15 protein-coding genes and 1 pseudogene are annotated in these 23,019 nt (G+C 63.8%); 3 read left to right on the forward strand and 13 right to left on the reverse strand.

The features are described from left to right. Positions 1 to 63 precede the first annotated feature (63 nt). Entirely contained in the window at positions 64 to 486 is a 423-nt protein-coding gene (locus AC58D2_RS16445) for a cupin domain-containing protein (RefSeq protein WP_497392089.1), read from the forward strand. A gap of 143 nt (positions 487 to 629) precedes the next feature. Beyond that, a pseudogene (locus tag AC58D2_RS16450) lies at positions 630 to 1,197 on the forward strand (2OG-Fe dioxygenase family protein). A gap of 192 nt (positions 1,198 to 1,389) precedes the next feature. Here the strand turns inward: AC58D2_RS16450 and AC58D2_RS16455 are convergent. Continuing rightward, positions 1,390 to 4,011: a TonB-dependent receptor gene (locus tag AC58D2_RS16455; protein WP_497392091.1), complete on the reverse strand. Its 2,622-nt coding sequence runs from the start codon at positions 4,009 to 4,011 to the stop codon at positions 1,390 to 1,392. A 22-nt stretch (positions 4,012 to 4,033) separates the two neighbouring features. Then, positions 4,034 to 6,550 carry a glycoside hydrolase family 3 protein gene (locus AC58D2_RS16460; protein ID WP_497392093.1) on the reverse strand — a complete coding sequence of 839 codons (2,517 nt, stop codon included), beginning with the start codon at positions 6,548 to 6,550 and terminating at the stop codon, positions 4,034 to 4,036. Between the two features lie 17 nt (positions 6,551 to 6,567). Between AC58D2_RS16460 and AC58D2_RS16465 the strand changes: the two genes are divergently transcribed. Beyond that, on the forward strand, positions 6,568 to 7,749 hold the full coding sequence (locus AC58D2_RS16465; protein WP_497392095.1) for a LacI family DNA-binding transcriptional regulator: 1,182 nt from the start codon (positions 6,568 to 6,570) through the stop codon (positions 7,747 to 7,749). Here the strand turns inward: AC58D2_RS16465 and AC58D2_RS16470 are convergent. From AC58D2_RS16470 to AC58D2_RS16520, 11 genes are all read right to left on the reverse strand, one after another. Beyond that, entirely contained in the window at positions 7,735 to 8,991 is a 1,257-nt protein-coding gene (locus AC58D2_RS16470) for a glycoside hydrolase family 6 protein (protein WP_497392097.1), read from the reverse strand. The genes AC58D2_RS16465 and AC58D2_RS16470 overlap by 15 nt on opposite strands. 190 nt (positions 8,992 to 9,181) lie before the next feature. Beyond that, positions 9,182 to 10,201, reverse strand: a complete 1,020-nt coding sequence (locus AC58D2_RS16475) for a sugar kinase (RefSeq protein WP_497392099.1) — start codon at positions 10,199 to 10,201, stop codon at positions 9,182 to 9,184. Beyond that, positions 10,201 to 10,983 (reverse strand): 2-keto-4-pentenoate hydratase, encoded by a 783-nt coding sequence (locus tag AC58D2_RS16480; RefSeq protein WP_497392100.1) that lies wholly within the window; start codon positions 10,981 to 10,983, stop codon positions 10,201 to 10,203. Before AC58D2_RS16480 ends, AC58D2_RS16475 begins: the two co-directional genes overlap by 1 nt. 19 nt (positions 10,984 to 11,002) lie before the next feature. Beyond that, complete coding sequence (locus AC58D2_RS16485; RefSeq protein ID WP_497392102.1) at positions 11,003 to 11,749, reverse strand: FadR/GntR family transcriptional regulator; 747 nt, start codon at positions 11,747 to 11,749, stop codon at positions 11,003 to 11,005. An 81-nt stretch (positions 11,750 to 11,830) separates the two neighbouring features. Then, entirely contained in the window at positions 11,831 to 12,733 is a 903-nt protein-coding gene (locus AC58D2_RS16490; protein ID WP_497392104.1) for an alpha/beta hydrolase fold domain-containing protein, read from the reverse strand. 1 nt (position 12,734) lies between these two features. After that, positions 12,735 to 15,593, reverse strand: a complete 2,859-nt coding sequence (locus tag AC58D2_RS16495) for a TonB-dependent receptor (protein ID WP_497392106.1) — start codon at positions 15,591 to 15,593, stop codon at positions 12,735 to 12,737. A gap of 125 nt (positions 15,594 to 15,718) precedes the next feature. Then, positions 15,719 to 16,558, reverse strand: coding sequence for a rhamnogalacturonan acetylesterase (locus AC58D2_RS16500; protein WP_497392108.1), 840 nt, complete (start codon positions 16,556 to 16,558; stop codon positions 15,719 to 15,721). Positions 16,559 to 16,589: 31 nt separating this feature from the next. Further along, positions 16,590 to 17,342, reverse strand: coding sequence for an SDR family NAD(P)-dependent oxidoreductase (locus AC58D2_RS16505; RefSeq protein ID WP_497392110.1), 753 nt, complete (start codon positions 17,340 to 17,342; stop codon positions 16,590 to 16,592). Positions 17,343 to 17,355: 13 nt separating this feature from the next. Next, the gene (locus tag AC58D2_RS16510) at positions 17,356 to 18,630 is read right to left on the reverse strand and encodes an MFS transporter (protein WP_497392111.1); all 1,275 of its coding nucleotides are present in this window, start codon (positions 18,628 to 18,630) and stop codon (positions 17,356 to 17,358) included. Then, positions 18,627 to 20,789, reverse strand: coding sequence for a heparinase II/III domain-containing protein (locus AC58D2_RS16515; RefSeq protein WP_497392112.1), 2,163 nt, complete (start codon positions 20,787 to 20,789; stop codon positions 18,627 to 18,629). Before AC58D2_RS16515 ends, AC58D2_RS16510 begins: the two co-directional genes overlap by 4 nt. Next, on the reverse strand, positions 20,786 to 22,999 hold the full coding sequence (locus AC58D2_RS16520) for a polysaccharide lyase 6 family protein (RefSeq protein WP_497392114.1): 2,214 nt from the start codon (positions 22,997 to 22,999) through the stop codon (positions 20,786 to 20,788). The genes AC58D2_RS16515 and AC58D2_RS16520 overlap by 4 nt, the downstream gene beginning before the upstream one ends. Between the last annotated feature and the right edge of the window lie 20 nt (positions 23,000 to 23,019).

Genomic DNA, 23,019 nt, shown 5'->3' on the forward strand with positions numbered 1-23,019 from the left:
GTTCTTCATCTCGATACCCTTGACCTACAAACACAGGCGCACGGCGATCTCTACGAAGCGCGTATGGCGTCTTTCGCTTCGCCGCTGGGCGCGCACATGCTGGGCGGAAGGCTGGTCATGGTGCCGCCGGGCAAACGGGCGTGGCCGTTCCACGGCCATCACGCGAATGAGGAACTGTTCGTGGTCCTCTCCGGTAGCGGTCGCCTGCGCTACGCCGATGGCGAGCACGCGCTCCGGGCAGGCGATGTCGCGCTGTGCCCGGCCAGCGGCGCGGCAAGTGCGCACCAGATCATCAACAGCGGCGATACGGACCTGCGCTACCTAGCCATCAGCACGATGAATGAGCCCGACGTGATCGACTATCCCGACAGCGGCAAGTTCGCGGTCATGGCTGGCGCTGCTCCCGGCGGCGACAAGGCGAGCCGGTCGGTGGAGCATGTCGGGCGCTATGCCGATGCGGTCGGCTACTGGGACGGCGAGACATGACCGGGTGGCTCGCCACCGCCTCCGGCGAGTGCATCGCCACGCCGCCCGCCCTGCTCCTGCCACCGGGCAAGCTTGTTGATCCCGGCAACCCGGAATGGGGAGCATTTGCGCGGAGTTGGGATGATCTGCCGCACGACACATGGATGGCCGACGGCGGCACCTATCGCCGCAGACGCTATGCCGCCTTTGAGGTGGCAGGCGGGAAATGCACGCGCCTGCCGCATCGGCCGCATTATCAGGAACGCGATCACAATCCATTGAATGGCGGTCGAACGCTGGTTCGCGCCGATGGCCGAAGCGCAAACCGGATCGCCGCTGTTTCAGGCGCTGGTGCTGGGAACCTCCGCTCTTATCGCGGATTCGCCCCCGCAAGGTTCGAACTCCTGGACGGTTGAGGCGCATCAATTTCGCATCGAGGCGCTGCCGGGGCAGCCCGGCCTCCCGACACCGGAGGGCATGCATCATGACGGGCGCGACTGGGTGCTGATCCTGCTCGTCGGCGGCAGCGATTATGCAGGCGGTGAAAGCCGCGTCGAAGAGGATTCCGGCACTTGCGTCCTCGAACATCGGCTAAGCCGTCTCGGCGAAGCCCTGCTGCTGAATGACCGTGACGTCCGTCATGGAACGACGCCCATCGACGCTGCGATCCCGGGCGCCCCGGCATGGCGGGACACGCTGGTCCTTACCTTCGCGCAAGCGCGGGAAAGCTGAGGGACGGGATGGATCGCTTCTTCGTCGTAACCGGCGGACCGGGATCAGGCAAAGGAGGTACCGAGCGCAAGCAGGACTGGGACGAGGCGGTCGCGACCATGACATATGGGGGCTCGCTGAAGTTCCGCATGAAGCGTTTGAACAACCGCCCGCGCCGCGTTGCGGTCACGGGCGGCTGCCCCCCTTTTTCGCCTAAAAGCTGATCCGCGCGCGCAGGCCGTAACTGCGTGCATCGTTGAGGAAACGGATGTTGAGCGACGATCCGACCAACGCCTTTTGCGAGACTTCCTCGTTGAGGAAATTGCTGGCCCAAGCCTCGATGCGGAAATTGTCGATCGTGTAGCCGATCCCGAGGTTGAGTGTCGCATAACCCTTTTGCCGGTCGGGGAAACCGGCTGCCAGCGCGCTCTGGCGCGTGCCGTCAAGGAAGACGATATCGTCCTCGTTGAACTGGCTCAGGAAATAGGACGAGCGGTAGTTCAGCAGCGCCTGCCAGTCGAGACGGCCAGGCCCAGCGTCGAACCATTGCGACAGCCGCGCACTGACGTTCATCTTCGACGCGAGCGGAAGGCGGTTGCCGACAAGGCTGACAAGCGGCGAATTGCCGCCTGCGTCGAAATCCTGGGCGCGCGCATCCGCCACGATTCCTCGCGTGATCTTGGTGTCGAGGTAGGCGGCATTGATATCGAGCCCGAAATTGCCCGGCAGCTTGATGCGCAGTTCGGCCTCGGCGCCGTAGATGCGCGACGCGCCGATGTTGCGGTTGACCAGCGAATAACCGTTGCAGACCGGCGGGTTCTGCGTCTCGTCCAGATTGATACAGGTCAGATCCTGAAAGACCTGGTTCGTATAGTCGTAATAGAAGCCGGTCAGGTTGAAAATGGCGGGGCGGCCGAAAGCGTCGAAGCTGTTGCGGCTGCCGATTTCATATACGAGCAGTTTTTCAGGACTGAAAGTCTCGGGGATCGGCGACCCGTTGAAGCTGTCGTTGAAACCGCCCGATTTGTGCCCGGTCGAAACCTTTGCATAGAGCATATTGTCGTCGCTCAGATCATATTCGATCCCCAGCCGCCAATCGATGAAATCGAACTTCGAACTGCCGATCTGCTGGCCGGGGATCGTCAGGTTCGCATAGCTGAAGCCGCCATTGGTGTTCGACGGATTGATCGCGGGGCAATTGACGAACCCATTGTCGATGTCGGGCCGGTCGATGCAGGTCCCATTGGGATTGGTGCCGTCGGCGATCGAACCGATCTGGTCGATCAATGTGTCGCGCAGACCCGGCGTCTTTACCCCCTCGATCAGGAACTGCGCCATGCCCTGCGGCGTCGTGATATCGCTGACATCGAAATTGGGCCGGTCGAGCAGCGCCGGACGAAATCCTTCCGTTCCGACGCGGGTCGCGAAACAGCAATCGAAGTTCTCGCCGCCGAGCGTCAGCGCCCAGTTGCCGCCAATGCCATAACGCGACTTCTTTTCCTTGGTATAGCGGATGCCGGCGAGGAAGCGGAGCCGGTCGGCCACGTCATAGGTTCCGTCGGCGTAGAAGGCATAGCTTTCGCCGTTCACGTCGGGCATCACGAACTCGGTCGCCGAATAGCAGCAATAGCCGCGATCGGCGAGTGCGAGGTAGCCGACCGCCTGGTCTTCCTTGAAATAGAAGGCGCCGAGATTCCAGCGCAGGCTCTGGTCGTCATTGGCAAACAGCCGCGCTTCGTAAACCTGGCTTTTCGATTTCGTCTGCCAGAAATTGCCCGAGTAATTGTCATACTGGACCGCCGAAAGGTCACGGCCGGGATAGTCGATGCCGTCGCTCGATGCGTTGACCTGGTAAAAATCGACCGAGCGGTAGCTGCCGGTCAGTTCGGCGCCGAAGCTTCCGAAATCATAGTTGATCTTGCCCTGGATGCCCCATAGCTCGTTCTCCATGTCACCCTGCAACCCGCGGTAGACGACATGTTTGAGGTTGAGCTTGTCGGGCCGCAGGCCGCTACCGACGACCGCGCTGAAGATATTGGCGCCCGGATAGCCAGTCCCTGTTTCCTTGCCGTAATCGCCGACGATCGAAATGCTGAGCCGGTCGTCCGGTTCCCAGAGCAGCGACAGGCGGCCGGCGTAATTTTCTTCGAGGCCGGCGGGCTTGAGCCCGCTCGCCGGCGCGCCGGTCGAGACATTTTTGAAGCCATAGTCGCGGTTGATATAATAGCCCGCCGCGCGCAGCGCGAAGGCCTCGCCTAGCGGAATATTGATCGCACCCTCGGCACCGTAGGACGAGCGGTTGGCAATCTCGGCCTGCGCATAGCCGCTAAACTCGCCCAGCCGCGGCTTGGCAGTGATGATGTTGAGCGTGCCGGCAAGCGCATTGCGCCCGTAGAGCGTGCCCTGCGGCCCCTTGTTCACTTCGACCCGCTCGAGGTCATAGAACATCAGGCCCAGCCCCCGCGGACGCGGGATATAAGTGCCGTTGAGGTGCGGTGCGGCTCCGGGATCGCCGAGTTCGGTGTTATTCGCCGAGCCGACGCCGCGGATGAAGATTTCGACATTGCCTTCCTGGTTCGCAATGCTGAGTCCCGGAACGGCGACCTGTAGCTGACGCAGCTCGCTGATGCCGTCCTGACGCAACTGATTGGCGCCCAGGGCCTGAACGACGCCTGAGACGTCCTGCATATTTTCCTCGCGGCGGTTCGCGGTGACGATGATCTCGTCGCGGTCGTCGCCAGCGCCTGTTCCGGCATCTTGCGCATGGGCGGGCAGCGCCGCGGTTGTCGAAAGCAGCACCAAGAGCGCGGTGCGCGTCAATTTGTCCCTGTTCATGTCATCCTCCCTTGAGTCAGTGTTATTTGCATTTCAGTACCGGTCCCGACGGCGAGACGATTCGCGCCGACGAAAGGACCAGATCGAGCGTTCCCGACGTGGCGAAGCTGAGCGGCGTCTCGACGCGCGTCATATCGACCCCTGCCTTCTCGAAGCAGCGGAGCGGGATCGCTATCCGCACCCATTTCCCGGTCTTCGCCGCCTCGGCAAACATCGCCCGCAGCGGAAAGCCGCCCGCACATCGCGAGCCGCATCCCATGATCAGGCTCACGTCAGCCGACGGCGGCGCGTCGACCCTGAGCTCGAGTTCCAACGCGAGGTCGCCATTCGACTGGCGCGACAGATCCGCCGGCGTATCCTGAACGATCGCGGCGACAGCCGGGCCGGCGCCGGTCCAGCGAAGGCGAACCGAATCCTCCTGCGCGGCGCGATCGGCGCCGCGCACTTCGATCAGCTCGGGCCCGGGACTGGTAGAAAGCGCGCCGGGCGCCCCCAGCAAAAGCCGCCGCCCGCCCCCCGGCTTTCCGGCCGCGAACAGGACGCCGGGATCGGCGGCCACAACCCGGGCACGGGTTTCGGGCAAAAGCGCGAGATCGCCCTTGTCGGCGAAGGTCAAGCCGAAGCCATAAGCGAAAAGCGGATCGTAATCCGCATCGCCGACGTTGACTGCGGTCTGGTCGCTCGATCTTGGCCAGCTGTAGGGCAATTTCCCGCGAAAGTCGGACTTGCCGAAAAGCACGTCGGCGACGCCGCCTCCTTCGGAGCCGGGAAGCCAGGCCGCCACGAAGGCATCCGAAGCATTGAGGAACGGGTTCACCCACATCGCGCGCCCCGAAAGGAATACCGAAACCGTGGGTATGCCCGCGGCTTTCAACGAGCGCAGGAGTTCCAGATTCTTCGCATCGTCATAACCGACGTCCGGACGATCGCCTTGAAACTCGGCATAGGGGTCCTCGCCGAAGACGACGATCGCGACATCGGGCTTGCCACTATAGTGCCCGTCGGCCGACAGGGTGGCCGACCCTCCCGCAGCCTTCACCTCGGCGTCGATGCCTTCCCAGATCGATTGCGCATGCGGAAAATCGCTCCGCTTCGTTCCGGTGCCCTGCCAACTCAGCGTCCAGCCGCCCGTCTGCTTGGTGAGATTGTCTGCGCCGTCGCCGGCGACGAGAATGTTCGCACCCGGCTTTAACGGCAAAAGGCCGCCCGCATTTTTCAGGAGCACGAGGGACTCGCGAACCGCCTCGCGCGCCAGCGCCCGATGCTCCTTGCTCCCGAGCAATTCGAACCTTCCGCCATAGGGTCGCGCGGACGGCTTGCCGGCTTCGAACAGTCCGGCCCGAATCTTGACGCGCAGAATCCGGCGCACCGCGTCATCGAGCCGCGCGACGGGCAGCCTTCCATCACGCGCGTGAGCCACCGTCGTGCGATACAACGCCTTCCAGCTGTCCGGGGCCATATACATGTCGAGCCCCGCAATGGCGGCGTCCGCACAGTCGGTGGCCGTGCAACCCGCAACCTGTCCGTGGCCGTTCCAATCCCCGACAAGGAACCCGTCGAAGTCCCAGCGATCCTTCATGACGCCGGTCAGCAGCGAGCGGTTGCCGTGCATCTTGATCCCGTTCCAGCTCGAAAAGCTCACCATCACCGACTGGACACCGGCATCGAGCGCGGGGAGGTAAGGCGGGCTGAAGACATCGCGCAACTCCGCTTCGGGCATCTGCGCGTCGCCCTGATCCTTACCCCCGTGCGTTCCGCCATCGCCGAGGAAATGCTTGGCGGTGGCAATGATGTGCGGACCGCGAAGCCATTCCCTGTCGCCGACCTTGCCCTGCAGGCCTTCGATCAGCGGCGCAGCGTAGCTCGTCGCGATCTCCGGCGTTTCGCCGAAACCCTCGTAGGTGCGGCCCCAGCGATCGTCGCGCACGACCGCGAGCGTCGGGGCGAAGGTCCAGTCGAGCCCGGTGACGCGCATCTCGATCGCGGTCGCGGCGCCGATCCGGTGGATGAGATCGGGATTGCGGGCCGCGCCGAGCCCGATGTTGTGAGGAAACAGCGTGGCGCCGACGACATTGTTGTGGCCGTGGACCGCGTCGCTGCCCCATATCACGGGAATCCGGGGCAGCTTGCCGTTCGGCTTCATCGACGCGGCGTAAAAGGCGTCAGCCGCTGCCAGCCAGTCCTTTGCCGGGGCGTTATAGCGTCCGCCGGGATCGGAGTTGCCGCCGTTGAGCACCGAACCAAGGTGATAACGATAGACGTCGTCAGGGGTAACGCTGGCGATATCGGCCTGGATAATCTGACCGACCTTCTGTTCGAGCGACATGGCCGCGATCAGGGCGTCGATGCGCCGCTCGACCTCGGCGTCGGGAGCGAGCGTCGCAGCGCGCACGGGCCAATTACCGGGATTTGCCTCGGCGCTGGCCACGGAGCGGTCAACGGGCGCCGGCGTGGACGCGGACGCAATCGAATAGGAAGAAGCCATCGCCGCGAGCGACATAACCCCAAGCACCATGACATCCACGCGCGGCAAGCTCATTCCCCCTCCCCAATGTTATGTCAACGTTTACCGATTCTCGGTCAACGTTTACTGTCATGCATCGACACAAGTCAAGCGAGCCGCTAAGAGACAGGACATCGCGCAGTATCGGGCGAGCTTCAGCGGCCTGCATGATGACGGAGGGGCGGATTTCCAAGCGAGCCACGATTGTCGACATCGCACGCATTGCCGGCGTCACGCCCAAGACTGTTTCGCGCGCGCTCAACGACGCCCCCCATGTGAGCAAGGCGGTGCGGCAAAAGGTCAAGGAGGCGGCGGCACAGCTCGACTATCATCCCAATCTTGCCGCGCAGAGCCTGATCGCCCGCCGATCCTTTCTGATCGGCCTCACCTATGAGCGGCCGAGCCCGAGCTATGTCGTCGAATTGCAGAACGGGGCGCTCGGGCGCCTTGAGGACGGGCGCTACCGCCTCGTCGTGCTTCCTTTCAATCATGTCGCGAGCCGGCCCCAGGAACTGGGGAAACTCCTGCTCCGCGCCGGGCTCGATGGCGTCCTGCTCGCGCCTCCGGCCTGCGACCAACCCACGCTGCTCGACATGCTCGAACGGCACAGGCTTCCCTACGCGCGAGTCACTCCCCACAGCGAACTCGACCGCGGCATCGTCGTCACGATGGACGAGGCGGCTGCGGGCCATGCGGTCGCGGCGCACCTCCTGTCGCTCGGGCATCGACGCATCGGCATCATCCTCGGCGATCCGTCGCATGCGGCGAGCAAGGGTCGTATGGAAGGGTACCGGCGCGCGTTCGGGGACATGGGGATCGCCATCGACGACAATCTGATCGTCACCGGCGATTTCACCTACGACGTCGGCTACCGCGTGGCGCGAGCACTTCTCGCCCACTCACCCCGTCCGACGGCGATTCTCGCGCAGAATGACGATATGGCGGTCGCCGCGATCGCGGCAGCCCGCGATCTGGGCCTTACCGTGCCCGGCGACCTTTCGGTGGCCGGATTCGACAATTCAGAGGTTTCGCGCACCGCCTGGCCGCCGCTGACGACCGTCAACCAGCCGGTTCGACAAATGTCCTGGGACGCCGCCGACCGGTTGATTGCAGCGCTCGACGGGAAGAACGAGGCCTCGGCGTTGGAGCCACGCGATCATGCCCATGAATTGCTCGTTCGGGCTTCAACCGCGGCGCCATCTGCTGCCCGCGACGACCGCTCACTGCGGGGGTAACGGCGGCTCGGCCAGTTCGATCAGTTCGCGCGCCTGGGCCGGGAACCACCGACCGGCAGGCGGCGCCCTGACGCCCCGCTCGGGATCGACCGCCCCGCCGCTTCCGCGAAGGCATTCTCCGTCGGATTCGCCCGGCACCTTGATCCAGAGAAAGGCATCGACATAGGGATGACCGCTTTCCAGCGAAGGACGCCGTCCCAAACCCCGGCCGGGCGGATTGCACCAGACCTCGGCATCGCGATACTTGCCGAACGGCGGTTTCCAGGACCCCCGGCCGTTGCGACTTGTGTCGATCACCGCATGTTTCTGGCGTGCCGGGTCGCGCTTCAGCCCTGCTCGGACGAACAGACGATCATAGGCCTTGTCGGTCGTGTGCCAGGTTGCCTCGTCTTCGAAGGTCGCCGGGCTGTACTGGCTCGGGCAGTCGCGAGGATCGAGCCCGCCGCGCGTGATGAGCGCGATGCAGTCGCTGACCCATCGCGCATAGGGAATGACGCGGTCGTCGCTCTCGAAATTCGAGACGTTGAGAAAGAAACCCGACACTCTGGCGACGTCCGCCCTCATCAGCCGGCTGGCGATCTCGCCGGGCGAGAGCCAACTGCTACCGGTTCCGTCGAGATAGACGCGAACCTCCGGCTGCTCCGAAAGAATTTCGACGGCGTCGCGCAATTCCTCATATCGGCGCGCCGCGGCGGCTTCGTCCTTTCCTTCAGGCCGGCAGCCTTCGATCTCACCGCCGAGCGTGCGGTGCCATGGAATGACACCAAGACCGTCGGGTTCCAGGATCACGATCGCGGCGCGCCTCCCGATCCCGCGTGCAAGTCCGAGGATCCATTCGTGGTAGGCATCACTGTCGATAGCGCCGCCAGCCGAATAAAGAGCGCAGTCGCGATAAGGGATATTATAAGCCACCAGAACCGGAAGGCGCCCATCGACCACGGCACGGTCGACGATGTCGCGAGCCTTCGCTTCCACAACGTCCGGCGATCCGTAGGCCAGCCACGATGCAGATGGAATTTTCGCGAGCCGGAGTGCGTCGTCTCTCGCCGGGCCCTCCAGCGTATTGGCCGCCTCTACAGTCGTGCTTCGGGAATCGACGAAGAGACCAGGCGTTTGGGCCGACGCCGCAGTTGCACAAGCCAGTAACGACGTCAGCAACATCGCGATGATGGACCGGGTCATCGAACCTCCTCGAATACATGGCGGTCGGCTCTGGTCCGGATTGCACCACAGCAGCGGCACGCAGATAGTTCCCCGCAGCCAGCCTGCGCAAGATGCATATGAAGCGGACACCTGCACGCCCCGCACAAGCAGCGCTGCTCCCAGAAAAGGTGAGGCAGATCCGTCAAACCTGCTTCGTCATCGGCAAGGCTCGACCGAGCGAGCGCTTCGGTCAGCAAGTGCGGCCGCCGAGACAGCGGGCCCGCCGACCCTAGCGAACGACGTCGGACACCTCGAAAAGCGTTGCGCCCGCCACCGCACGGGGAAAAGGTGCAAAATCGCCCCGCACCCCATGTTTCAGCGCCGACAGTGCAAGACCCGACCGCGCCGCGCCTTCCGGCCCGCTACCCTGCCAGATCGCATCGAGGACGCCCGCGGCGAACGCATCGCCCGTGCCCACGCGGTCCCTGATCGGTTCCATCCTGATTTCAGCGGTAGCCGCGAAAGAATCCCGCGCGTCCACCCTGGCCGCGATCCGGTGATCGGTCGCGCCGACGATGCGTCGTGCCGTAGACGCAACATATTGAACGGACGGATATTCATCGAGAAGCGCCAGCGCGGCAGCACGGCGCCGGGATTCGCCCTCGCCCGAAAACTCGCGCCCCAAAAGCACCGATGCATCGCGATGATTGCCGAACAGGACAGTTGCCTTGCCGACAATCCGGCGAAGGATCGCAGCCGGATCATCGTTCCATCTTTCCCACAGGCGGCCGCGCCAATTGCCGTCGAAGGAAATGCCGATACCCGCCGCATGGGCCGCCTGCACGGCCGCCAAGGCGGCCTCCGCCGATTGCGGGCCCAGTGCCGGCGTCACACCCGACAGATGCAGCCAGTCAGCACCGACCAGCAGGTCGTCCCAATTCCAGTCGCCTGGCGCCATTGTCGCAAAGGCAGAATCGGCGCGGTCATACAGCACCTCTGCCGGTCGAAACGCTCCCCCCGGAATATGATAATAAAGGCCCATCCGTCCCTCGCGTCGCTCGACCCGGGTCGCATCGACGCCGTGTGCGCGGATCGCGTTGATCGCAGCATCGCCGATGGGGCCGCTGGGCAATGCGCTGATCATGCGCACCGCCAGGCCGTGAGATGCAAGCGCAACGGCGACATTGGCTTCGGCACCGCCAACGAAGGCATCGAAGCGTGGCGACTGGAGCGGCATTTCACCGTCCGGCACCGACACGCGCATCACGATTTCGCCGAAGCAGGCAACGGTAAAGGGTGGTGCTGCCATCAATCGATTCCGGTTTCGCCTATCGCGGTGCAGCCAATTGCGATCGCCGAACCGAAGGTCGCGGTTGCGGTCTCGCCAACCCGGATCGGATGAACGCCGGTTATGGCACCCGCCGACAGCCATTGACCCGGCTCGAGTGCGATACGTCCTCGAAGATGCAGGTCGATCAGGAAACGCACCGATCCCAGCGGTCCGTCGAGCACGTCGCATGCCCGCCCTCTGCCGACAGACGTTCCCGCGACCGTGGTTTCGACTTCGAGACGGTCGAAGTCGTCGCGGCCGAGCGGCGGGCCCAATAATATTCCGTTATTGATGCCCAAGTCGGCGATGATCGACCAGGGCGCATGATCATGGACGTCGGGTGCGGGTGAACTGGCCACCTCGAATCCGGCGCGGATCTCACCGATATAATCGAACAGGCGATCCGCGGACGGCATATGGCCGGGCACCGCGTCGATCTGCAGCATGACCTCGGCCTCGATGGCCCCCGCGCCGCAGGGAAAGACGTGTGCCTGCCCTTCCGATGCCACGATCCCGGTGCAGCGCAAAACCGGCCCGGCAAGACGTTCGGCACCCAAGCTTTCTACCAGGGGTGCCGGGATACGGCCGACCTTCCAGCCCAGAACCGGCTTTCCCAGCGCCTCGCGCACCTGCTTCTGCACCCCATAGGCCTCATCGAGGGACGCCGGGAGCGGCTGCGGGAATGCCGGCAGCGCCGTTCCACGTCGGCGGGCATTTACAATGGAAGCCGCCACATCGTCGGCGCGCGGTCGAACCGTCATCCGGGCGGGTGTCTCATCGTCAGGCAAGCTTCGCGCTCAGCAGATAGCGCTCGCGGCTTTCGGCCGCACGCCGACGCAACTCGTCGAGCGCACGTTCTTCGGTTTCGTCTAGCATCGATTCGAGCAGACGGTTGAAGTGCCGGCGCATTGCGAGCCGCGCGCCCGCCGCGTCCTGGCGGCGCAACGCTTCGACGACGTCGGCATGTTCGGCCTGGCGCGCGCTGCCGTCCTTGCGGCAGACGAGCGAATGGCTCTGTTTCACCTCCGGCAGTTCAAGACGCATCCGCCACAGCCGTTCGATGACGTGGATGATCGCCTTGTTGTTCGATGCCGCGGCAATCGTCATGTGAAATTCGCGATCGATCGCGCTGACGTCCTCTTCGCTCTTGCTATCGTCGGCCATCGCCTTGAGCAGTTCGTCAAGCTTCGCGAGCGTTTCGGCCGAGATGGTCGGCGCAGCGAGCGCCGCCGCCTCGGCTTCGAACAGCGAACGTGCTTCGGTCAATTCGAAGGCACTGACCTTCGGCAAGATCGAATTATCATCGGGAAGCGGTGTCGCGACATAGGCGCCGGCGCCGGTCCGGATATGAATCCACCCGGTTGCCTGGAGCGCAATCTCGGCTTCACGAATGGTCACGCGGCTGACCTCGAACTGTTCGGACAATTCGCGTTCGCCGGGCAGGCGGGTTCCGGGCGGATAGGTTCCGTCGTGGATGAGACTGCGGATCGTGTCGGCAATCTCTTCAAAAAGGCGGCGTTCGGCCATACTCAATCGTCTCCCCGCTCCAATGCCAAGAAGTCTATACAATCAGGTAGGACAAGTTTGAAGCCCATCACGCCCGCCGTTTCAGTTTTTCTCGCCGCATACGCGCGGGTCGGGGATTCGGTGGCCGCAAAGGAAGGCCAAGGCGCGCGCAGTCATCATTCGCTGGCTGTCCGCATCGAATTTGCCGTGACCGCCGCCGGGTACGATGAAGAGGTCGGCCGGAACCGCGAGTTCGTCAAGCCGCCGCTTGAGGTCGATCGACTGTCCAACCGGCACCACCGAGTCGGCATCGCCGTGGCCGATGAATATGGGTGGAATCTCACGGCGCAGCCAAGCGATCGGCGACATGCGGCGCGCCATCGCGTCGGCCCCATCCCCCTCCCCGATCCAGTTTGCAACCGTGGCGTGGGGCGCGCCCGAGGGGCCCTTCGTCGCTGTCAGATCGGTCGGACCATAGAAATCGACGATCGCCGCCGCGCGTTCGGCGCCGCGACATTCGGCAGGATCGATGGCATTTTCGTCAGGCAACAGCCCGGCCATCAAAGCCAGATGCGCGCCCGCTGACGTGCCCGAGACGACGATCCGGGCGGGGTCGAAGCCATAACGCTCGGCATTGGCGCTGATCCAATGCAGCGCGCAGCGCGCATCCTCGACCGCCGCCGGCGCCCGCGCCGCGCCGGCGAGGCGATATTCGACGGTAACCACCGAAAAGCCGGCGGCGATATAGGGGCGGAAGCCGGTCCAGCTTTCGGGGCGCGCGCCACGCGCCCAGCCGCCGCCATGGAAATGGATAAGGACCGGCCCCGGTCTTTCGCGAGCAGCCGAGTGAATATAAAGGTCTAGGTGCAGCGGCCTGCCGTCCGCCATTCGATAGACGGCGTCCTTGACGATTCGACCGGGTGCGATTTCACCGGTGGCCGACGCTCCCGGCGCCACGAGCGCCGCCATCGCGGCGATGCAGCAGAAGGCGAACCGGCGTGACAAGCTAGATCCGCGCCCGGATGCCGATGAAATATTTCGACCCGTAATAGTGATATTGGCGGCTGCTGCCATAGACGGGCATGTAGGTCGCCTTCGGTTCGTTGAAGATATTGATTGCCTCGAAGCGCAGCGACACGCCACGCATCAATGCCAGCGAAGCGCGAAAATCGAAGGTTTCGCTGGGCCCGACATAGCGCAGCTGGCTGTTGCCGCCGACGAAGTCCTGATAATATTTCGACCGGTAATTATAGATCGCCTGAAGCGATACGGGGCCAATTTCATAATAGGCCTGCGCCGAAAGGACGTGCTTCGAGTAACCCGACAGGCCGGCGGGTGCGATCAGCCCCGGCGATACCGTTTCGGTTTCGGGATCATAGACGTCGCCTAGGCGAACATCCTGATTCTCGAAATTGGAGTCGGCGTAGTTGTAACTGACCTTTGCACCCAGCCCGTCGAGCGGCTTGGGCAGGAAGCTGAAACGCGTCGCTGCGGTAAGTTCGAGACCGTAGATGCGCGACTTGTCGGGGCTGTTGCGGGTCTGAATAACCGGAACCGTCACGTCCTGGCCGTCGATGCTGAAGCTTTCGTCATACACTATCGGCTGGAAGCCACCCGTGAACTGTTTGTAATAGACGGTCGCCGACAACAGGCTGTCCTTGTTCGGATACCATTCTATCGCGGCATCGGCGTTCCACGACATCAGGGGTTTGAGGCGCGGGCTGCCGTTCGCTCGTGCGTTTTCGATCGCGTCCTGGACCGAGGTAAAGCTGCCGCCATCCTCGAGCGTGAAGGTCCGCCCGGCACCAAGCGCGCTAGGCGCAGGGCGCGACATCGCGCGGTAACCCGCGAGGCGCAGCAGCGTGTTGGGCGCGACTTCAAAGATTGCGTTGACGCTGGGCAGGATACGCGTCGTGCTGCTCTTGATCGTGACCGTGTCGAACTCGCCGCTGTCATCAAGCCGGATGGTCCCGTCGCCATTGTCGATGATGATCAGGTCGCTCCGCTGCCCGTTCGACGTGACATCGGTCTTGACCACGCGAACGCCGAAATTGCCGCGGATCGGAAGATTGCCGAGATCGCTTTCATATTCGGCCATCACATAGCCCGCGAGCGTATGTTCGGTGACGTCCCGGTTCGCAACCGATCGAATATCGTCGGGAAGCCCGGGATCTTCGGTGCCGAGATATTCTCGGAACAGGCAATCGGCGTCGAAAGTCGCCCAGCTATGGATGTCATTGCCCTTGGCAGAGGTCAGATAATCGCGCTGCGGGAAGGCCTGGCGGCAGAGATTGTTGATCCGCTGGTCCTCGGCCCGCGCCGGATTCTGGTTGAAGTCGCCGTTGCGGACATCATAGTCGCGGTAGGTCAGCCGCGCCCAGCGCGCACCCGCCGAAATGCTCCGCAAAAAGCCGTCCATTTCATAAATTGCGTCGACGCGCCCGGCGACAATCTCGTTGCGGCGCTTGGCCTCGTCGCGGCGGAAGCGGGCATCGTCCCAGAAGAGATCGTGGTTGTCGAGATCGAAGCGCGGATCGATCGTGATCGTCGGGACGAAGCTGCCCGGCGCAAGATCATAAGTGTAGGGAATGCGCATATTGTTGAAAACGGTGCGCACGCCGTTGACGTCGGTCGGATCGGTGCGGAGGCGGAAGTTGCGCTCGATTTCCTTGCGGATCGTCCGCGAATAGCTGCCGTCGGCGGTCAGCGTCAGCCGGTCGTTCGGCTTCCATTCGACCGACAGGCCGCCGCCCAGATATTCTTCCGACCGCGAAAGTTCGGACCCATTGGATTCGAGCGAACTCTGGCCTTCCAGATGGCGAACGATGCCGTCCGCATCATATTCGACATTCACGAGACTCCGCCGCGCTTCGGAGAGCGTCAGATCGCGACGGCTCTCGACATAGGTGCGGTCCGAATATTGAACGTCGAGGTTCACGTTGATCTGGTCCGACGGGCGCCACTGGATCGCACCGAAAGCGGCGTCGCGCTGGTCCGTCTCGCTGATCTGGCGAAAGATGCGGCTGTTCGGAATCAGATAATAGGGAATGCCGCTACCATAATCCTCGCGCGCGAGTTCGGTGCAATTGTTGCTCGGAACCACGATGTCGGCACGGCACGCGCTCCACGTCGAGCTCGCGGCATAGGTTTCCTCAGGATTGTTCGTGTCGTTGCGCTGAAAACCGATCGAAATGCCGATCGTGTCGTTCGCGAACTGATCGACATAGCTCAGCGTCCCGCGCCAGCCGGTGCCGCCCGACCCGACGATCCGGTCGCCATAGGGGTTATATTGCCCTTTGATCTCGCCCTGAATGCGACGCTTGCCGAAATCGAGCGGGCGCAGCGTGCCGATCTCGATCGTACCCGCAACCCCGCCTTCGACCAGATTGGCCTGCTGGGTCTTGTAGATCTTGATATTGTTGACGAGTTCGGACGGAAACTGATTGAAGTTCACCGAACGGTCGCCGCTGCCATTGGTCGCATCGCGGCCGTTAAAGGTTGCGTTGGACAGGAAAGGGCCGAGACCGCGAAGCGCGATTTCGGACGCATCGCCCTTCTCGCGGTGCGTCGTCGCGCCGGTGATCGTCTGAATCGCCTGACCGACCGACAGGGCTGGAAGGTCGCCGATGTCGTCCGCCGACAACGCATCGACGATCGCCGTTTCGCGGCGCTTCACATTGATCGAATTCTGGATCGTCTCGCGGATACCGGTGACGACGATTGCATCCTCTTCGGTCATCGCGGTTTCGGCAGCACCGGTGGCTTCCTGCGCCGCCGCCGGCATTGCGAGCAACAGCAGCGGCCCGGCCCCCGCCATCAACCCCGCACGGAGCGCACGAATACGAGCCTCATCCTGAACCTTCACGCCGTCTCTCCCTCGAATACCGTGATTCTGTTCTGACCAATATGGTCGAACACAACTTATTTTCTGTCAACCATTTTGTAAGCAAAATTGGACAGACCAATTTATATTTCCGCCCGCAGTCGAACTTAGGGAACGAGCTGGCTCGCCAAACCCGGCACGGCGGCAGCAAGCGCCTGCGTCACGAGCCGCGCCGTAACCTCGGCGCCGACAGTGCCCAGATGGGTATAATCGAACTTGCGCGTAACCTGTCCCCGCGCGCCCTTGCCGGTGATCGGCGGCGGCGATGGCGGCGCGGGACGTGCGGCGAGCGTGGTCCCGGCTCTGGCCGCGGCAAGCTCCTCGTCGCTCGGCGGCTCCTGCGCAAGCTGCATCGCCATCTCAGCGCCCATCTCCTGCACCTGCGCCGCGCTCAGCGCATTGAGGTCGACGAGCGGCACATCCATCGCCTTGGCGACGCTGCGCACCCGGTCCGACCAACTCGCAAGCGTATTGCGAAGCTGACCGTCGCGAAAATCGCGCCGCGTCAGCGGCGTCACGAGCACCGGGACCGCCCCCGCCGCGCGCACCTCCTCGACGAAGCGCCGTAAATTGGCCGGAAACTCGGTCGTCTCTTCGGTCCAGCGCTCGGCTTTGCTGGACTGGTCGTTGTGCGCGAACTGAATGAGCACATAGGTCGCGCGATAGCCCGGCACTTTCGCTTCGCCGAGCGCGATGTCCCAGCTCCCCTCTTGGCGGTAGCTGCGCGTACTGCGACCGCCGCGCCCGGCATTGACGCACGCCACCGACGATTTGACGTGGCCGGCACAGAAAGCGCCGCCCCAGCCGCTGTGCGGCGCCATCGTCGAATCGCCGACAAGGATGATCTTGTAGGGCGAAAGCGGTTCGGCATCGGTCCGCTCGCGCTCCCTGGCCTGCGCGCCGCCGGCAAGAGCAGCGGCGAACAGCGGAATGGCTAACCAGCGCATGTCCCGTTCCCTTCTTTTATGGATTACATCGTCACGAAAAATAGAGTCCGCCGTTCACGTCGAGACAGACGCCGGCGAGGAAGCTCGCCGCGGGGGATGCGAGATAGGCGATAGTATCGGCGACCTCGTCGGGATGGCCTTCACGGCGGAGCGGAGTGTTTCCGGCGGTAGCCGCGCGGCCCTCCGGTTTCGAGAAAATGTCGTGGAAACTGGTTCCGATCAGCCCGGGGCAGACCGCATTGACGCGGATTCCCTGCGGCCCGAGCTCTTTCGCCATCGACCGCGTGTAGGTCATCAATGCGCCCTTTGCAGTGGCGTAAACCGACGCTCCGGGGCCGCCCCCGTCGCGTCCCGCCTGGCTCGAGACGTTGACGACCGCCGCCCCCTCGCCAAGGAAAGGTAGGGCCGCCTGGAGGACGAGGAAGGCCGATTTGATGTTGAGTGTCATGACATGGTCGAAGAAGGCTTCGTCCATCTCGCCGAGCGTCTTGCGGGCGACCATTCCACCGGCAAGGTTGACCAGAATGTCGAGCCGGCCGCTGAAGGCGACGCCGACCTCGTCGAGCATCGCGCGCACAGCGCTGCCGTCGGTCACATCGGCCTGCACCAGAAAGGCTTCGCCGCCCGCATCGCGGATCGCCTGCAATGTCGCTTCCGCCGCTTCGCGACCGCTGTTGTAGTTGATCGCGACGCGCGCGCCGGCGCGTGCGAGCGCGATCGATACCGATCGGCCGATGTCCCGGCCACCGCCGGTGACGAGCGCAGTTTTTCCTTGGAGATTCATCGAATTCTTTTCCTTATTCTTGGGTGTTGCGGGGCGCAGTCGCGACGGGTTCGACGCGGCCGCCGATCAGTCGGAATGCGAGGAAGGAGAGCGGAACGATCGCCGCCGAAAGCGCAAAGATCGGCGCATAGCCATTCTTCGTGAGCACCGGCACGAGCCAGGTGGTGATCAGCGTCCCGGCGACCGCGGCGGTGCCGCTGATCCCGGCAAGACTGCCGACCGCGCCGCCACCGAAATAGTCGCTCGGCAGTGTCTGGATATTGCCGATTGCCATCTGGAAACCGAACAGGATACCCGCGATCAGCAGAACGGCGCTGAGCGGATCGTCGGCGCCGATCGTCGCGAGCAGCGCGGGGAGCATGATCGCGCAGCCAATGCCGATCGTCAGCGTGCGCGCTTTGTGGACGCTCCCGCCGGCGGCGATGATCCGCCCCGCCAGCCACCCACCGAACAAGCTGCCCAGCATCGCGCCGACGAAGGGCACCCAGGCGAACAGTCCGATCTGTTTCACGTCGAAGCCAAAGGTCTCCGCAAGGTAGATCGGCAGCCACGATACGAACAGCCACCACACCGGATCGAGGAAGAAGCGCGACAGGATCACGCCCCAGCTCTGCCGATGGCGGAGAAGTTCGCCGAGCGGCACGCGGCGATCGTCGCCCGGCCCGGTTTGGGCACGGCCGGTCAGAATATGCTGACGCTCCGCGTCACTGAGCCACGGATGCTTTTCAGGGTCGCCCTTGTAGAACCATAGCCACGGAACCAGCCAGACAAAGCCCAGTATACCGACGATAAAAAAGGTGCCGTGCCAGCCGAACTGGACGAAAAGCAATGCGACGAGAGGGGCCGAGACGATCCCTCCCAGCGATGCTCCGGCGTTGAATATACCCTGCGCGAGCGCGCGTTCGCGCGAAGGAAACCAGAGCGCATTGGCCTTGGCCGCGCCCGGCCAGTTCCCCGCCTCGCTGACCCCCAAAGTCGCGCGCAGTACACCGAGCAGCGGCATCGATCGGACAAGCGCGTGCGCCGCGATCGACAGCGACCAGAAGAGGATCGAAATGGTGAAGCCCATCCTTGTCCCGATCGCGTCGAACACGCGCCCGAACAGCGACTGACCGAAGGCATAGGCGATCATGAAGATCGTCACGAGCAGCGCATAATCTTCCTTGGTGGCGCCGATGTCTTTCGACACTTCGGGCCACATCACCGCGAGCGCGTTGCGGTCGATATAGTTGATGACGGTGGCGAGGCCGATCAGGCCGATCACGCACCAGCGCAGGCCGCCCTTCATTTTGCGCCTCCCTTGGCAAGATCGAACCGGCCGACGGGGCCGGTCCACGAATACGCCGCACCGTCGATCGTGACGCCGTGCCGGGCATCCGCCGCGACATTGTCGGAGACGGCGACCGCCAGGCGGTCGCCGCCGGCAAGCGCGATGACAACCAGGTCGGCATCGCTCAGCCGGCGGTGGTCGAGCCCGACGACGCGCGCCCGGCTGCCAACGACCGTCTCGGCCGAGGCGTCATAGGAACCATGCGGTTCGAGCAGGCCGACGAAGGTCGCGCTGCCGACACCGTCGATGCGCTGGATCAGAACGGGCTCGCGGCGCAGGTTGAACTCGGGATCGTTCGCGCCGCTTTCCGCGAGGATGAAGCGGGCGCCCGCGGGCGGCGCCATATGGTAGCTGTAGAAGCGGTTGCCCTGCATGAAGGTTAGCCGCGCTGCCTCGCCGGGCGCGCTGCCCACGCCATCGACCCACAGATGCTGATAGCCGTTTGCGGTGCCCAGCACCGGCCGCTCAATAAATTTGCGGTCAAAGACAATATCGCTGTCGATAATCTGCCCGGAAAAGTGCAGCGGCAGGTCATAGCGATGCCTGCCGCCGCCAGTTCCGTGGAGGATATCGAGGATCAATGGGTTACCAAGGCCGTCGATATCGAGCATCAACAGCGCGCGGCGGATCGCGACAGCCTTGTAAGCGCCGTCGACCTCCGCGATCGAATAGCGCGTCGGACCGACGAGGCCGCTTGCGAGCTGGTGCGTCGGAACTTTCTCTCCCGCTTTCCAGTCGCCCGCAAAATGGCTTTGTTCATCTACGACGAGCGTATTGTGCGCCACCGTCGCACTTGCCCAGCTGTCGTTTTCAGGGAGGTAACGCCCGCCGCGCTTCGCCTCGACATTCAGAAAACGCGCCGCGCCATAATCGGTGACGACCGCGCCCGTCTCGTCATAATAGAGCCAGTTCAGCCGGTCGAAATGTCCATGCCCCATGCCCTGGACGGTATTTTTGACGACGAGCAGCGGACCGGTCGCCGTCGGGCGATCGCGCAACAGAACGAGCGCCCCGCCCTTGCCGTCGGGCCCGTCAGAAAGTAGCCGCGAAGCAAAAGGCCACGGTCTGGCCTTGCCTGCCGCTACGTCCGCCGCCAGTGCCTCTCCCGCGGGCGTCAGCACCGTACGCCCCTGCCACTGAGCGATCGACAGAAAGGCGGGATCGCGCGTCGCGGCATAGGCGATTGCAACCGCATGATAGAGCTCATCGGTGCGCAAGCTCTTGTCGGGCATCGCATCGTTGATCGGAAGGAAGTAGCCGTCATGGGTGAGGTCGATGGCAGTTCGCACGGCTTTCAGGACGATGCCGCCGCGATAGTCGAAGATCTTGCGCTGCGGTTCATTGGCGTCGATCGCCGCGGCGAAAACGACGAAGGGCATCAAGGCATAGCGCTGATAATAGGGGCCTTCGGCGTAATAGCCGTCCGGCGAGAAGAGCAGATCGAGCTGGCGAAGGAAGCCGGTCTTGCCGCTCTTGTCGAGCCCCAGCAAAGCCTTCTCGACCAGATCGCGGTCGCCCAACAAATAGCCCGCGAGCCCGACTCCCGCACAGGCCCAGGTCGCATGATTATGGATGCGGCCAATCACCTCGGGCGACCCGTCGGACAGGAATTTCGCCATCGGACGGATCGCGCCATCGTCGATGCGCGCTCGCTCTGCGGGGGTCAGCGCGTCGCGGATCTGCGCATAGCCCTGCACCGCATTGACGAGGAAGACGCTGTCGTTGAGGCTCTGCCAGAACAGTCGTCCGGCCGCCTGATTCGCCGCCGCCGGGTGGGGCCCAAGCGTCGGGTAAAGTTTGGCATAGGCGAGCAGGATATCGCGGACATGGTCGCGGTAGCGGACGTCGCCGGTGAGCCGGTAAAGCTGACCGCCCTCGAAGATGATCCGGTAATTGCGTTTATGCTGTTCGTGCGTGAAGCCGCCGCCCGGATCTTTCGGCACGGGCACGTCGACTCCCGCCCGGATCGACGCCTCGACATCGCGTTTCGCTGCGTCGACTTCAGCGGCGAACAGCGGCGGATAGGCGGCGGCGTCCACAGCAGGAAGCGGCGGAACAGCAGTGGCGGCCGCGGCGGGCATGGCAGCAGCGAGCAGCAGGGCGAAGGATCGCGTCATGGCCGTGCCTCCATGACATTGTTCGACAAATCTGCGCGCAGCGGCCCTTCGTAGACCAGTTCTTCGACCCTCGGCGCGGGAGTTTCGGCAAAGGCATTGCCGCTGATCCGCGTGTCGGGGGTGCCGACCGAATGGATAACGGCGACCGCGCCAGATCCCGCAAAATTATTGGCCGCGATGCGAACATGCTGCGCGCCCGAGATGCGCAGCGAGATGCCGTCGGCGCCGCTGTCGGCCACATTCGATCCGGTCATTGCGAACCACGGGCCGAAGGTGCTTTCGTCCTTCCCTTTGCGCAGCAGGTCGGCAATCATCGCGACGGCGGCAAAGCTGCTGCCCTCGATCGTCAGCCGCTCCATCGGATACCAGCCTTTCGGCTCCTGTTCACCGGTGCCGTCGATCACGACGCCCATGTCGGCGAAGGTACTTCTCGCGATCATGATATCGTCGGCGAAGGTGCCCGGCGCCATCGCGACTCCGGCCAGGCGCCCCTTGCCCGGTCCGCGCACCGACACGCCATCGAAAGCGATCGCATAATTGGGAGCGACGCCGGATTCGACCGCTATCAACGGCCCACCGCCTTTCGCTGCATGCGCGTCGACCGCCAGATTTTCGAGCCGCAAACCGCCTCCCCCGATTACCCGCGCAAGCTGCGAGGCGATATGGAGCACGGGTTTTGCATCCTTCGCGCCGGCGATGGTCAGCCGGTGCCGCACCGCAAGCGGAGCCGGAACGTCGTACGTGCCTGTCGCAAGTGTCAGCGTGTCGCCCGCCTGTGCGTCGGCAACCGCGGCTGCGAGCGAGGCGCCCGCGGCAACCGGGCGCGCGACACCGGCGCCGAACGCAGCTTCGGGCGCTGTGCTTCGATACCAGCTGGCACCCACTTCGTCGCGCGTCACCGGACGAAGATCGCGCGGTGCGCCAATGGCGGCGAGCGCCGGGTCGGTCGGATACAGCAGACCGTTCGCGCCGCGTTCGAGCGCGATCTCGCGCTGCTCGACTCCTGCGCCAAGCAGCGGCCGTGCTACTGTGGCCTCGACATTGTCGACCAATGCAATGCCGCCGATTGCGCCTCCCGCCCGAAAGGGATCAGTCCCCTTCGCCCCGACGATCAGGTTGCGATCGAACCGGCTGTCGACGGGCGGGGCCGAGCGTTCGGCATCGGCACCGGCCGCGAAGGTGATGCGCGCGGCGTCGATGATGCTATTGCCCTCGATCCGCGCATTGACGACCTGGTGATAGCGATTGATCACCGAATTGGGGACGCCGTTCATCACGCTGATCGCGCTCTTGAACGAGGTGCCGGCAAGCCCCTCCAGATAATTGTCGCGTACGATCTGATCGCGATTGATCACACGCACGCCGCCCGTATCGGGAACCCTCTGGCCGAAGAAGATGTTGCGTTCGACGATATTGCCGTTGCCGTGTCGGAGCACGAAAGCGCCCTGCGAGGCGAGCACAAGATTCTCGCGAATGATATTGCCGCCCGATTTGACCGAGACGATCTCGACCTCGCCGCTACAGCGATCGAACATATTGCGCTCGACGACTGTGTGACTGTCCGACAGCGATTCCTCGCTCGTTCCGATGCGGATCGTCTCGCCGCCATTCGATCCGAGCGGCGGGCGCGGTCCGAAATAATTATGGTCGATGCGGTGCCGGTTATCGAGCGGATCGCCCGCCTTGCGGATGACCGCCAGCGTCACTCCGCTGTTCGTCTTGCCCTCGAAATGCGAATGATCGACGCGGTTTTCCGTGCCATAGAGCGCAACCCATATATCTTCCGCGCGGCGGTCGGCCTTGCTGAAGCCATCGATCACCACCTCGGTGACGCGCGAATCGCGCGCCAGATCGGCCGAATTGCGCCGAAAGGAGATGACCTCAGCGGTCGGGCTGGCGCCGTCCTTGAAGACGAGCCCCGACACGACGAGATGGCGCCCCGCCAGCCGCAGGTTCGATTGACCGGTCAGAATGACCTTGCCCTTGGTCTGCGCCGCGAGGGTGATCGGCTTCGCCGCGGTGCCGGTGCCGACGAACAGCGCCTGGAAGTCGCGCCATTCACCGTCGGCGAGCAAGATGGCGTCGCCTGGCTTCGCCGCCTTGACCGCCGCACGGAACTGCGCGGGATCGGACACGAGCAGGTCGCGTGCGTTCGCCGGCGCAGCGACCGAAGCGAGAAGCGCGAGGATCAGAACCGAACCGATTTTCACTGCCTCATCCTCTTATCTTG

The organism is Sphingopyxis sp. CR5, from assembly GCF_059693785.1.